The organism is Streptomyces sp. NPDC048270 (assembly GCF_040652335.1).
Classification (GTDB): Bacteria; Actinomycetota; Actinomycetes; order Streptomycetales; family Streptomycetaceae; genus Streptomyces.
In genome coordinates, this window is sequence record NZ_JBEZLV010000011.1 from 134,721 (window position 1) to 147,112 (window position 12,392).

Consider the following 12,392-nt stretch of genomic DNA (forward strand, 5'->3'; position numbering starts at 1 on the left):
GATGCTGGACATCGCCTTCCGGCGGCCGCCGAACTTCGCGCCCGACGCGTCCTTCGGGTACAGCGGCATCGACTACGCGCTGCTCGGCCTGGTCGCCGAGACGGCCGGACGGCCGCCGGCCCAGCAGTTCCACGACCGGCTGGTCAACTGGCCCTGGTGCAAGCGGCGTTGGGCTCGGGATTCGATTGCGGGTCAACTTAGGGAAGGCTAACCTAAATTAGTGATGACTGCCGCCATGCCCCGTCCGTCGGTCCACGGCGCGGACGATCTTCCGCCGCTGGTCCGCAGGGCCCGCCCCCAGGACGCCCCGGCCCTCCACGCGCTCTCCCTGGCCTTCGTCCGCTCCGGAGCCCTGCGGCCCCGCGGAATCGACCACTACCTGGCGCACGCCGGGGAGTTCATCCTGGTGACCGGCCGCGGCCGCGCCCCGGTGCGGGGCGCTCTCGCCCTTAGTGACGAGGGGGGCGGGGCCGCCGTGCTCTACAACTTCTGCGTCGACCGGGGGAGTCAGGGGCAGGGGCTGGGTGCCGTGCTGCTGCGGGCCGCCTTCGCCGAGGCCGGGGGCCGCTCGGTGCGGGAGGTCTTCACCGCGACCGTCAGCGGCGCGGCCCTCTTCCGCCGGCACGGCTTCCTGCCGGCCGGTCCGGAACGGGCGCCCGCGGCCTGGGCGGCGGCTCTGGACCCCGCGCGCGGCTCCGAGGTGCTCTCGCGCCGGCTCTGAACCGTACGGTCCGCACACGACCGGGGCCGGGCCGGAGCGGATGCTCCGGCCCGGCCCCGGTCGTGCCGCCGGGCGCCCGAGGTCAGCCTCGAGCGGCGAGGCCGGCGGGGCGCATGTCGGTCCAGTGCGTCTCCGTGTACGCGGCGCAGCCCTGCCGGCTGTCCTCGCCGTGCACCACGGTCCAGCCCGCGGGGATCTCCGCGAAGGCGGGCCAGAGCGAGTGCTGGTTCTCGGCGTTCACGAGGACGAAGTAGCGGGCGTCGTCGTCCTCGAAGGGATTGGTGGTGGCCAAGGGGTCTCTCCTCGGGTGATGACCGGGCCGGTCGGTGCGGGGGTGGGAAGCGCGGTCGGGGTCAGCTGTGTGCGGGCACGCCGTCGGCGGCCGCCGCCCTGGCCGCCATGGTGGTCCGCACCTCGCGCTCGGCGACGCGCAGCAGCAGGGAGTCGCAGATCTCCCCGGAGCGCACGGCGAGCGTGGACAGCAGGGAGGCGGTGATGCCGTGGGTGTGCTCGGCGGCGGCGCCCTGGACGTAGATGCCGGCCCGGACGCGGTCGGTGGTCTCCACCCGGTGGTCGCGGCCGACGCGCAGCCGCCCCTGCCCGTCCGTGAGGCACTCCCCGGCCAGGTCGCCGAGCAGTTCCGCCGGATCGGTGGGCCGGTACCCGGTGGCCAGGACCACCGCGTCGCAGTCGAGGGTGAGCCTCTCGCCCGTGGTGAGGGAGCGCACCACGGCCCGTGCCCCGTCGGGGAGTTCCTCCACGGAGGTGAGGGCGGTGGTGTTGAGTACGCGCAGCCGCTCGGTGCCCGCCACCTTCTCCTGGTAGACGGTCCGGTACAGGTGCTCGATCAGATCTCCGTCCACCACCGCGTAGTTGGTGTTGGCGTGGTAGCCGATCAACTGCTGCTTGACCTCTTCCGGGGCCTGGAAGAACTCGTCCACGGCGGCCGGGTCGAAGATCCGGTTGGCGAAGGGGCTGTCGTCGGCGGGGCTGTACCCGTAGCGGGTGAACACCGCGCAGACCTCGGCGTCGGGGAACGTGCGGTGCAGGTGGTCGGCGGTCTCCGCGGCCGACTGCCCGGCGCCGACGACGACGAAGCGCCGGTGCGGGCGGACGGTCAGCCCCGGCGCACGGTGCAGCAGGTCGCGGTTGTGCCAGATGCGGGGGCCGGTACTGATGCCGTCCGGGACGTGGGGGCGCAGCCCGGTTCCGAGGACGAGGTTGCGGGTCCGGGTGGTGCGCCGCGGCCCGGTCCCGGAGGCCGGCCGGGTGATGACGTCCAGGTGGTCCGCTGCGTCCGCGGACCCGGCCGGCCGCACCTCGACGGCTTCGGTGGCGTAGTCGACCTGGCCGGTGAAGGAGGCGGCGCACCAGCGGAAGTAGTCGTGGAACTCGAGGCGGGTGGGGAAGAACGTCTTCTGGTTGATGAAGTCGGCCAGCCGGTCCCGCTCCTGCAGGTAGTGCAGGAAGCTGAAGGGGCTTCCCGGATTGCGCATCGTCACCAGGTCCTTCAGGAAGGACACCTGCATGGTGGCCCCTTCGAGGAGCATGCCCTGGTGCCAGCCGAAGTCCTCCTGGCGCTCGATGAAGGAGGCCCGGATCTCCTCGCCGGAGGCTCGTCGGCCGTTGTGCTCCCGGATCGCTATCGCCAGGGCGAGGTTGGCCGGCCCGAAGCCGATGCCCACCAGATCCCTGCTGTCCGGGAGGGCGTCCCCGGGTGTGGAGCTCGCGTGCGGTGCGGACATGCCCATCCTTCCTCAGTCCTACCTCTTTTGGTTAGGTAAGGCTGGCCTAACATCTCCGACAGTTCGGAGACTGTCAAGTTGGCGCCCGGATCGTCTGACGTCCAATCAACCCAAGGCGCTGTCACGGAGGTTGGGCAACCGGGCTCAGCGCTGAGGGACCCCTTCGCGCGGCGGGCCGTCGGGCACCACCGTGGTACCGGTGCGCGCGTCGCTGAAGACGTCCCGCACCAGAACGTGCGGAACCCTGCCGTCCAGTACGTGCGCCATCCGGACCCCGGAGCGCACCGCCCGCAGGCAGCCCTCCATCTTGGGCGCCATGCCGCCCGCCATCGAGGGCATGAGCTTCTCCAGCTCGCGGGCCGTGAGCCGGTCGATGATCCGGGTGCTGTGCGGCCAGTCCGCGTAGAGGCCTGCGACGTCGGTCAGCATCACCAGCTTCTCCGCGTCCAGCGCCTCGGCGAGGGCGGCGGCCGCGAGGTCCGCGTTGATGTTGTAGACGCTCCCGTCGTGCGCGCCCGGGGCGATGGGGGACACCACCGGGATGCGCCCCCGGTCCAGCAGGCCCCGCAATGTGCCCGGATCCACGTGCACGATGTCGCCGACCAGGCCGATGTCCACCTCCGCGCCGTCCACCAGGGCCGGGCGCCGGACGGCGGACAGGGTGCGCGCGTCCTCGCCCGTCATTCCCACGGCGTAGGGGCCGTGGTGGTTGATGAGGCCGACGATGTCCCGTTGGACCTGGCCGGCCAGCACCATCCGGACGATCTGCATCACTTCGGGGGTGGTCACCCGCAGTCCCGCGGCGAACCGGACCTCCAGAGCGAGCCGTTCGAGCATCGCGCTGATCTGTGGGCCGCCGCCGTGCACGACGACCGGCCGGACGCCCGCGCGGCGCAGGGAGACCACGTCGTGGGCGAAGGCCGCCTTGAGCTCCTCGTTGACCATGGCGTTTCCGCCGAACTTGACCACGACCGTGCGGCCTTGGAACCGCTCCAGACACGGCAGGACTGCTGTCATCAGGCTTCCAGTTCGTCGATGAGGGCCGCCCGGTCGGGGTCGAGGGCCCACGGCTGGATCTCCTCGTACCGGCGCTTCGATGTCTCGTGCTCAGTTCCGCCGAGTCGCGTCTTCACCCAACTCGCTCACGGTGGCGTGTCGTTGGCCGGGCGGGGACAGGATGGGATCGTCGAGCTGGACGAGCCGGTACTCGGCGCGCCCGCTCGTGGTGCTCAGGCGCCTGCGCCGCCGGCCCGCGCTCGCGTGCGCCGTCCGGGCACGCTGGGCCGCCGCGATCAGGGCCGCCACGGGCGGAGCCTCGGCGCGCAGGCGGTTGAACCCGCGGATGGAGATCCCGACGAGGCTCGCGGCGGCGGGCCCCGTCGCGCCCTTGCGGATCGCGTTCAGGATCAGCTGCAGCGCGGCGGGGGTGGGCGCCGCCCCCGGTCTCAGTCCGTGCGCCTCGGCCAGCGCGTGCGCCGCACCGAGTGCGCCGGCGAAGCTGGCGTCGATGTCCAGCCACTCGCGCAGGGTGCGCTCGGGTACCCCCGCCGCGGCCGCGCACCCGGGGACGGTCAGTCCCTGGGCTGCCCCGCGGAGGGCGTCTGCCATCCGGGCGAGCGTCTCCTCGCGTTGGCTGGGCGAGCGGCGCAACGCGCCGCGCAGGGCCCGGTCGAGCTCCTCCTGGGAGCTCATCCAGGCGAGTACGCCGTCGGCCCACTCGTCCTGTTGTGCTTGGTGCCGTGCGTTCTCCTGCATCCCCACACCCCCACTATTAGGTAAGCCTAACCTAAGAATGTGCTGGGTGGGGAGAGGTTGCCCGGTTCCCCCGCGCGGAACCGGCCGGGGGGACGAGGACCGGCCATATCAGTGGCGAGATATATACCTTAATTGGATCACTACAACGTGCTTGGATGGCGCCGCGCCGTAATTCGTTTACAGCTGAACGGTTTTGACGGACCGACGGTAACTCCTCGAAGCGTCCAGGTAACGGAGAAGCGAGGAAAAGCCAACGGACGTTAAATCAGACATCCTCCGGCTCGACTTCCACAAGATCCGTTATGTAGTGTTCCAGCTATTCACCGCCCAACGGGGGGCGGACGGCAATGCGGGCTTGGTCCGGACTATTTCCGGCGTGTGACAAGCCCCGCGGAACCGGGAGACCACCGCCCCCGCCACGCTCCCTATAGGGGGAATGGGTGTCCCGACACGGGGGATCAGTCATCCGGTTCCAGCTTCTGGGGCCCTTGAGCATTGCGCACGGCCCTGAAACCGTCGTTCTCAAACCGTCCAAGCCGACCAGTCTTCTCGCCGCACTTCTGCTGCACCCCGGCACGGTGGTGTCCACCGCCTACCTGCTGCGCGCCGTATGGGACGAAGAACCGCCCGCCACGGCCCGCGCCGCCCTGCAGACATGTGTCCTCAGGCTGCGCCGGCTTTTCGCCAAGTACGGCATATCCGCGACCACCATCGAGGCCGTTCCGGGCGGTTACCGGATGCACAACGACACCGAGACCCTCGACCTCGTGCTGTTCCGGAGGCTCACGGCCCAGGCCGGGGCGGCGGCCGGCCCGGGGGAGGAGCTCTACCGGCTCCGGGAGGCGCTGTCGCTCTGGCAGGGGCAGCCCCTGGCCAACGTGGCCTCGCGCATGCTCCAGCAGGACGCGGTGCCCGCCCTCGAACAAGAGCGGCTGCGGGTGCTGGAAAGGGTCTGCGACCTCGAACTGGCCGCCGGGAACTGCCACCAGGTCCTGGTCGACCTGTACGAGAGCGCCCGCCGCCACCCGGTGCGCGAACGCTTCACCGAGCAGCTCATCGAGGCGCTCTACCGCACGGGACGGCAGGCCGAGGCGCTCGCCGAGTACCGCACCGTGCGCGACCGGCTGCGCGACGAGCTGGGCATCGACCCCGGCCCTGGCCTGCGCCGTCTGGAACTCGCCATCCTGCGCGCCGAGGACCTCGCGCCCGCACCGCCCGAGACCGCGCGGGCCGTGACCGCGGGCGAGGTCCCCGCACTGCCCGCCGGCCGGGCCGCACCGGCCCGGCCGGCCTGGACGGCGCTGCCCGTCCCCGCCTTCGCCGGGCGCGAGGACGACCGCAGGGCCATGGCCGCACGGCTCACCGCCGCCGACGGGCCGCGCCTGGTCGTCGTCTCGGGGGCGCCGGGCATCGGGAAGTCGGCACTGGCCCGCCAGACCGCCCACGAGGTGCGGGAGTCCTTCCCCGGCGGGGTGTTCACCCTCCAGCTGGCCCGACCGGACGGGTCCGCGGTCGCCGTCGAGGAGGCGGCCGGGCTGCTGCCTGAGCCCGGCCCCGACCGGCGGCTGATCGTCCTGGACGGCGCCGTCGGCGCCTGGCAGGTGCTGGCGCTGCTGCCCGCAGCGGAGGACGCCTCCGTCCTCGTCACCAGCAGGCGCGGCCTGGCGGCGGTGGTCGCCACCCACGGCGGCGCCGTGCACCGGCTCGACGTACTGCGGTCCGCCGAGGCGTACGCGCTGCTCGCCGGGCTCGTGGGCACCGAGCGGATCGCGGCCGAGCCCGCCGCGGCCCGCGAACTGGCCCGCGTGTGCGGCCATTTCCCGCTCGCCCTGCGAATCGCCGCGGGACGGCTGCTGACCCGGCCCGGCCTGTCGGTCGCGGACTGCGCGGCCTGGCTCGCGGAGGATCCCCCCGCCCGCCTCGCCCTGGCGGAGGAGGCCCGGCTCTCGGTGCCCGACGTACTGGGGCGGGCCCTCGCCGCGCTCCCCCCGGAGCTGCGGGAGGCGTTCCTGCGGCTGGGCGCACACGGCGCGGACGAGGACCTGTCGGCGCAGGAGAGCGAGTCCGTGCTCGAACAGCTCGTGGAAGCGGGGCTGTTGGAGGACGGGCCGCCCGGCCCTTACCGCCTCCACGACTTCCTTCGCATCTACGCGCGTTGGCACGTCCGCACGCACGCCACGGCCGCGGCGGCCGCACCGCACTGACCCGCCCCAGCCAGCCCACCCGCCTCCACCAGCCCCTCACGTCCCCCCTCCCTCTCCTCTCCTCTTCCCTCTCCCCTCCCCGTTCCAGGCTTCGTCCCCGATCCCGCCCAGACCGCACCCAGGGGTGTTCCCATGGCTCACGCCAGCTATCAAGCCGTTGCCGCGACCCGTCCCCGGATCCGCAGGGACGTGCTGTTCACCGAGACGCCCGACGGCGTGCTGTTCCACAACGCGGACGGCGGCTTCCGCCTCACCGCCAAGTCCGCGTACCGCTTCGCCACGGTGATCGTCCCCCACCTCACCGGCGAGCACACGGTCGCCGACCTGTGCCGCGGCCTCGGCGAAGCGCAGCAGACGATGGTCGGCGAACTCGTCCGCACCCTGTACGAAAGGGACTTCGCCCGGCCCGTCACCACCCCCGGCGGCCCCGCCGAGGGACAGGCGGAGCTCGCTGCGGACGTGGCCCGCCGCTACGCCCCGCAGATCGCCTACGCCGACCACTACTCCGACGACGCCGAGGCACGGTTCCAGCGCTTCCGGGAGACCCGGGTGGCCGTGGTGGGCGAGGACGACGTGGCCCGCTGGTGCGCGTCGAGCCTGATACGCAACGGCTGCGCGACCGTGGGCGTGACACCCGGCCCCGGCACCGCGGAGCTCGACGCGGAGGCGAGGGAGGCCGTCGCCGACGGCTGTCCGGTCGAGCTGCGGACCCTGCCGCGGTCCGCCGGACAGGAGCCCTCGTGGGCCGAACTGGCCGACTACGACCTCGTGGTCGTCACCGGCGGCCGGAGCGCGCCCGCCCGGCTGCTGCCGCTGCTGCGCGCCGGGATCCCGGCCGGCCGCACCCTGCTGCCGGCCTGGACGTACGGCACCGACGCCGTGGTCGGCCCCCTGATGACGCCCGCCACCCCCGGCTGCTGGGCCTGCGCCGCGCTCCGGCTCGGCGCGGCCGCCGGCCGTGACACCGCCGCCGCGGCCGAGCTGTGGAGCGGGATGGCCCTGCCCGGCAGCCCGGCGCCGGCCGGCCCGGAGCCGGGTCGGCCGCTGGCCGCGATGATCGGCAACCTCCTGGGGTACGAGGTCTTCCGGGCCACCTCCGGGGCCCTGCCAGCCGAGACCGCGGGCCAGGTGATCGTGCAGGACACCGCCTCGCTGGACGTCACGGCGGAGCCGCTCCTCGCGCACCCGCGGTGCCCGTTCTGCGCCCCGGCCGGGGAAGGGGCCGGGGAGCAGGTGGCCCCGGTCGACCTCACCGCGGCGGGCACCTCCGGGGCGCCCGCGCTGCCCACCCTGGAGACCGCCCGCGAAGCGGACGCCCTCGTCGAGGAGTTGAACCGGCGCTCCGCGCTCGTCCGCCCGTACACCGGGGTCTTCACGCGCTACGCGGACGAGCCGCTCACCCAGATCCCCCTCAAGCTGAGCGTGGTCGAGTTCGGCACCGGCCACACGGGCCCCCGGGCGATCGCGGCCTTCGACGTCCACCACGTCGCCGGTGCGCGGATGCGGGCTCTGGACGCCGCGGCCCTGGTCTACGCCGAGCACGTGGTCCCCGTACGAGGACTGTCCGCACGGACCGGGGAGGCGGTCGCGGAGCGCACGCTGACCGTGGCCTCCGGCCTGCCGGGGGCGGCGGCCGCCTGGCAGCAGGCCGTCTCCCTCGTCACGAAGGAACCCGCGCTGGTTCCCGCGGGCGCGGTCCGCCCCTTCGGCCCGTACAACGGCGACCGGCTCTTCGAGCGCACCCGCGCGGGCGCCGGCGCGGGACCCTCGCCCGCCGACGCGGCCGCCGCGGGCCTGCTGTCCGCCCTGGCCCACGACGCGCTGCTGCGGGCGGTACGCGGGGCCGCGGCCGCGCGCGTGCCCCTGACGGACCGGACGTCCGACGCCGAACTCGCCTTCCTCGTGCGGTCGGCGGAGCGCCTCGGGCTCGCCGTCGAACTGCTCGACCTGGGCGAGGGCGCCCGGTCCGGAGCGCAGGTGCTGCTCGCCCGGGCGGGGGAGCGCTGGGCCGTGGGCGCCGCCCTGGACCGGCAGACGGCGACGGTGGCCGCACTGCGGGACCTGCTGGGCGCCGTGCAGTACGGGCAGGACCCCGCCGCCCCCGGCGGAGCGGCCGACACGGGCGACCCCCTGCTGCCGGACCTCGACGCCCGCACGCTCACGGTGTCCGCCGACGCCGACGCCGACGCCGACGCCGCCGAAGCCCCGTCCGCCCCGTCCGATCCCGGGGGCGGCGGCCCGGGCGCCGCCGGCTGGTCCGAGGTGCTGGAGCGGCTGCGGGCGGCGGGCCGTGACGCGTACCTCGTCCCGACCGGGTCCGCGGACCTGGCCTCGGCCGGACTGCACACCGCCAGAGTGCTGCTCACCACCGCCCAGGAGCCGGGCGATGACCACTGACACCGGTGCCCTGACGGCCGGTCCCGAGGTCGCCGCCGCGCTCGGCCCGCGGGCGGCGGCCCGCTTCGCCGCCCTGCTGGGCCGCGCCCTGGGGGCGCTCGCCGGCCCCCGGGTGACGCTCTCGGCCCTCGGGTGCGCGGACGCCTTCACCCGCCCCGTCCCCGTCGCCGAGCACGGCGAAGGCGACGGCGCGGCCGTGCCCGTGCACCTGTACGGCCACCAGGCGGTCGTGGGACCGCCCGGCGGCTGCGCCCGGTGCCTGGAACGACGGTGGCAGGCGGTGCGGTCGGTCGCGCTCCGGGACGCCCTGGAACTCGGCGGCGGCACACGGGCCGCGGGCGACTGGCCGTACGCGCACCCCTTCGCCGCGGGGGCGCTGGCCGCCCTGATCACGGCGGCGCAGGAGCCCCGGCCCGCCGCCCCGGTGCCCGGCGGCGGCTTTCCCGAGGTCCGGTCGCTGGACCTGCGGACCGGATCCGTCCGCCGGTATCCGCTGGTCCCCGACCCCGAGTGCCCGGTGTGCGCGACCCCGGGACGGGATACCGCGGAAGGGGCCGTGCTGGACCCGCCGCCCGCACCGAAGCACCGTCCCGGAGCCTTCCGCACCCGTCCCGTCGAGTCGTACGCGATCGACGTGGCGGCCTTCGCGAACCCGCTGTGCGGGGCGCTGGGGCCCTCCCTCGTCCAGGACGTCTCCTCGACCTCCACCTCCGCGACCATCGGCTGCTTCTCCATGCGTTCGGGGGAGTACCTGCGCGAGACGTTCTGGGGCGGCCACACGGACTCCTTCGCGCGCAGCGCGCGGGTCGGGGTGCTGGAGGGGCTGGAACGCTACGCCGGGATGCGGGCACGGGCGCGGACCACCAGCGTCACCGGTTCGCTGGCGCGGTTCGGCGCCGACGCCGTCGACCCGCGCGAGGTCGGCCTGTACAGCGAGGCCTTCCACCGGGCGAACCCGCGCGTGCGCCCCTTCGACCCGGACCGGGAGATCGCCTGGGTGTGGGGCTGGTCGCTGCGCGACCGGACGCCCCGGCTGGTGCCGGAGATCCTGACGTACTATCACGCGCCGGGTCTGGAGAACCGGTTCGTCCAGGAGAGCTCCAACGGCTGCGCCTCCGGCGGCAGTCAGGCCGAAGCCGTCTACTTCGGACTGATGGAGGTCGTCGAACGCGACGCCTTCCTGCTCACGTGGTACGGGCGGCAGCCGCTGCCCGAGATCGACCCGGCGAGCAGCACCCGGCCGTCGACCCGCGCGATGGTCGACCGGCTGGCGATGTACGGCTACCGAGCCCGGTTCTTCGACACCCGGATCACCTTCCCGATCCCCGTCGTGACGGCGGTGGCCGAGCGCTTCGACGGCGGCCCCGGCCGGATGTGCTTCGGCGCGGGAGCGGGCCTCGACCCGGAGTCCGCCTTGGACTCGGCGCTCTGCGAGATCGCCACGGACGCCGTCAACCTGCCCGGGCGCACCGAGCGGGACGAGGCCCGGCTGCGGGCCATGGCGTCCGACTTCCGGCTGGTGACGGCGCTGCACGACCATCCGCTCGTGTACGGGATCCCGGAGATGGGCCGGCACGCGGACTTCCTGCTGCGCCGGCCCGGCCGCGAGCGTCCGCGCGCGGTGGCCGAACTGCGGTGGCCCGACGCGCGCGGCTCGGCCGCCTCCGAGGACGTGCGCACCGACCTGGAGCGGTGCGTGGCGGCGGTGACGGACCAGGGCTTCGACGTCGTGGTCGTGGACCAGACGATGCCCGAACAGCGGGCGCTCGGCCTGCACACCGTCAGCGTGCTCGTCCCCGGCCTGCTCCCCATCGACTTCGGGTGGGCCCGGCAACGGGCCCTCGGCATGCCGCGGATGCGCACCGCCCTGCGCGCCGCCGGGCTGCGCGAACGCGAGCTGGAGCCCGGCGACCTGAACCCGGCCCCCCACCCCTTCCCCTGACCCCCCGCCGCCACCGGCGTCCCACCCGAACGCAGGAGGACCCATGGGCTACGCCCATGTCTACGCCCACGAGATCATGCACCGCGGCCGGGTGCCCATGGAGCCCGTCGACTTCGTGCCCGACTGGGCCGACCGGCCCCGCAAGGCGAAGTTCCACCCCGCCGCCGAGACGTTCCCGCTGCCGACGGCGGCGCCGCACGCGCTGCCGGGGCAGCCGGCGGCGGGATTCACCCTGCCGCTGCTGTCCGGGATGCTGCGGGACTCGTACGGGCTGACCGGACGGCGCCTCGCGGTCCAGGCGAACACCGACCTGGCCGCCCTGCCGCACTACACGCACGCGAACTGGTCGCGGGGCACCGCCTCGGGCGGCGGGCTCTACCCGGTGGGCATCCACTGGGCGGCCGGTCCGGGCGGGCCCCTCACCCCGGGGCTCTACCACTACGCGCCGCACCAGCACGGACTGCGCCGCCTGCTCACCGGCGACGTCACCGGGCAGGTCCGCCAGGCCCTCGGCCCCGCGGCCGGCCCCGCGGCGGAGGCGGCGCAGTACCTCGTCCTCAGCGTCAAGTACTGGCAGAACGCGTTCAAGTACAACAGCTTCTCCTTCCACGCCGTGAGCATGGACGTGGGCGCACTGGTGCAGACCTGGCGGCTGTGGGCGGCGCAGTACGGTCTGCGGATCGACCCGGTGCTCTGGTTCGACGAGGACCGCCTGGCCCGGCTGCTGGGCGTGGCGCCCGAGGAGGAGGGCATCTTCGCGGTCGTGCCGCTGACCTGGGAGGGCGCCGCCCGAGCGGCTCGGGAGGACGCTCCGGCAGCCGGGGGCGGCAGCGCCGGGGAAGCCGCGGTCCGGCACCGCGACGTCGAACGCTCCCGCCGGGTCCTGGTGTTCGAGACGCTGCTGCGCATCCACGAGGCCACCGCCGGCCGGGCCGCCGACCGCCCGGCCCCGGGCGCGCTGGATCCGGCCGCCGCCTTCCCGCCGCGGGGCGCCGACCCGCTGCCGCTCCCGCCGCCCCCCGCGCCGCCGACCGCCGCCGGCCGGGCCCTGCGCGAACGCCGCAGCAGCTTCGGCCGCTTCGACGCCTCCCGCCCGGTCACGGCCGAGGAGCTCGCCGCCGCGCTGGCCGACTGCGCCGCCACCGGCTACGGCACGGAGGCCGAGCGCCCCGGCGGACCGCCGCTGACCTCGCTGTACGCCTTCGTCAACCACGTCGAGGGCATCACCCCCGGCGCGTACGCCTACGATCCGGCCGCGCACGCCCTGCGCCTGGTGAGACCGGGCCCGCCCGGCCCCTTCCTCCAGCGCACCTACTTCCTCTCCAACTACAACCTGGAACAGGCCGGCGCGGTGGTCGTCCCGACCGTCCGCACCACCGCGGTGCTCGACGCCGTCGGCGACCGCGGCTACCGCCTCGTCGGCGGCACCGTCGGCGCCGTCGCGCAGACCTTCTACACCACCGCCGCGGCCTTCGGCCTGGGGGCCGGCGTGGCCCTCGGCTTCGACAACATCGCGTACATCGAGGAGCTCGGACTGACCGGGACCGGCGAAGCGCCCCTGCTGATCATGCTGCTGGGCCGTGAGCGCCCGCGGCCGGCCGACTTCCGCCACGAGATCGCCTGAAGGG

At 74.4% G+C, this 12,392-nt stretch carries 10 protein-coding genes; 6 read left to right on the forward strand and 4 right to left on the reverse strand.

The window, feature by feature from the left end:
- Position 1 precedes the first annotated feature (1 nt).
- Together AB0D66_RS12970 and AB0D66_RS12975 are read left to right on the forward strand one after the other, a co-directional pair.
- The gene (locus AB0D66_RS12970; RefSeq protein WP_362301093.1) at positions 2–211 is read left to right on the forward strand and encodes a hypothetical protein; all 210 of its coding nucleotides are present in this window, start codon (positions 2–4) and stop codon (positions 209–211) included.
- A gap of 12 nt (positions 212–223) precedes the next feature.
- Positions 224–721 carry a GNAT family N-acetyltransferase gene (locus AB0D66_RS12975; protein WP_362301095.1) on the forward strand — a complete coding sequence of 166 codons (498 nt, stop codon included), beginning with the start codon at positions 224–226 and terminating at the stop codon, positions 719–721.
- 82 nt (positions 722–803) lie between these two features.
- Here the strand turns inward: AB0D66_RS12975 and AB0D66_RS12980 are convergent, their stop codons facing one another.
- The 4 genes from AB0D66_RS12980 to AB0D66_RS12995 all read right to left on the reverse strand — a co-directional run bounded on the left by AB0D66_RS12980 (position 804) and on the right by AB0D66_RS12995 (position 4,221).
- Entirely contained in the window at positions 804–1,013 is a 210-nt protein-coding gene (locus AB0D66_RS12980) for an MbtH family protein (RefSeq protein ID WP_362301098.1), read from the reverse strand.
- Between the two features lie 61 nt (positions 1,014–1,074).
- Positions 1,075–2,466: a SidA/IucD/PvdA family monooxygenase gene (locus tag AB0D66_RS12985; protein ID WP_362301099.1), complete on the reverse strand. Its 1,392-nt coding sequence runs from the start codon at positions 2,464–2,466 to the stop codon at positions 1,075–1,077.
- Between the two features lie 144 nt (positions 2,467–2,610).
- Positions 2,611–3,483 carry an acetylglutamate kinase gene (gene argB, locus AB0D66_RS12990; RefSeq protein ID WP_362301103.1) on the reverse strand — a complete coding sequence of 291 codons (873 nt, stop codon included), beginning with the start codon at positions 3,481–3,483 and terminating at the stop codon, positions 2,611–2,613.
- A 90-nt stretch (positions 3,484–3,573) separates the two neighbouring features.
- A complete protein-coding gene (locus tag AB0D66_RS12995; RefSeq protein ID WP_362301106.1) occupies positions 3,574–4,221 on the reverse strand; it encodes a hypothetical protein in 648 nt (215 codons plus the stop codon).
- 488 nt (positions 4,222–4,709) lie between these two features.
- Between AB0D66_RS12995 and AB0D66_RS13000 the strand changes: the two genes are divergently transcribed.
- The 4 genes from AB0D66_RS13000 (at position 4,710) to AB0D66_RS13015 (ending at position 12,388) form a co-directional block, all read left to right on the forward strand.
- A complete protein-coding gene (locus tag AB0D66_RS13000) occupies positions 4,710–6,425 on the forward strand; it encodes a BTAD domain-containing putative transcriptional regulator (protein WP_362301109.1) in 1,716 nt (571 codons plus the stop codon).
- 132 nt (positions 6,426–6,557) lie between these two features.
- Positions 6,558–8,822 (forward strand): TOMM precursor leader peptide-binding protein, encoded by a 2,265-nt coding sequence (locus AB0D66_RS13005; RefSeq protein ID WP_362301112.1) that lies wholly within the window; start codon positions 6,558–6,560, stop codon positions 8,820–8,822.
- Positions 8,812–10,764 (forward strand): TOMM precursor leader peptide-binding protein, encoded by a 1,953-nt coding sequence (locus AB0D66_RS13010; RefSeq protein ID WP_362301115.1) that lies wholly within the window; start codon positions 8,812–8,814, stop codon positions 10,762–10,764. Before AB0D66_RS13005 ends, AB0D66_RS13010 begins: the two co-directional genes overlap by 11 nt.
- A 43-nt stretch (positions 10,765–10,807) precedes the next feature.
- Complete coding sequence (locus AB0D66_RS13015; RefSeq protein WP_362301117.1) at positions 10,808–12,388, forward strand: SagB family peptide dehydrogenase; 1,581 nt, start codon at positions 10,808–10,810, stop codon at positions 12,386–12,388.
- Positions 12,389–12,392 lie beyond the last annotated feature (4 nt).

Bases quoted from the DNA above. Each gene is read 5' to 3' on its own strand.
- argB (WP_362301103.1), bottom strand. From the start codon at position 3,483: ATGACAGCAGTCCTGCCGTGTCTGGAGCGGTTCCAAGGCCGCACGGTC.
- AB0D66_RS13015 (WP_362301117.1), top strand. From the start codon at position 10,808: ATGGGCTACGCCCATGTCTACGCCCACGAGATCATGCACCGCGGCCGG.
- AB0D66_RS13010 (WP_362301115.1), top strand. From the start codon at position 8,812: ATGACCACTGACACCGGTGCCCTGACGGCCGGTCCCGAGGTCGCCGCC.
- AB0D66_RS12995 (WP_362301106.1), bottom strand. From the start codon at position 4,221: ATGCAGGAGAACGCACGGCACCAAGCACAACAGGACGAGTGGGCCGAC.
- AB0D66_RS12970 (WP_362301093.1), top strand. From the start codon at position 2: ATGCTGGACATCGCCTTCCGGCGGCCGCCGAACTTCGCGCCCGACGCG.
- AB0D66_RS13005 (WP_362301112.1), top strand. From the start codon at position 6,558: ATGGCTCACGCCAGCTATCAAGCCGTTGCCGCGACCCGTCCCCGGATC.
- AB0D66_RS12985 (WP_362301099.1), bottom strand. From the start codon at position 2,466: ATGTCCGCACCGCACGCGAGCTCCACACCCGGGGACGCCCTCCCGGAC.
- AB0D66_RS12975 (WP_362301095.1), top strand. From the start codon at position 224: ATGACTGCCGCCATGCCCCGTCCGTCGGTCCACGGCGCGGACGATCTT.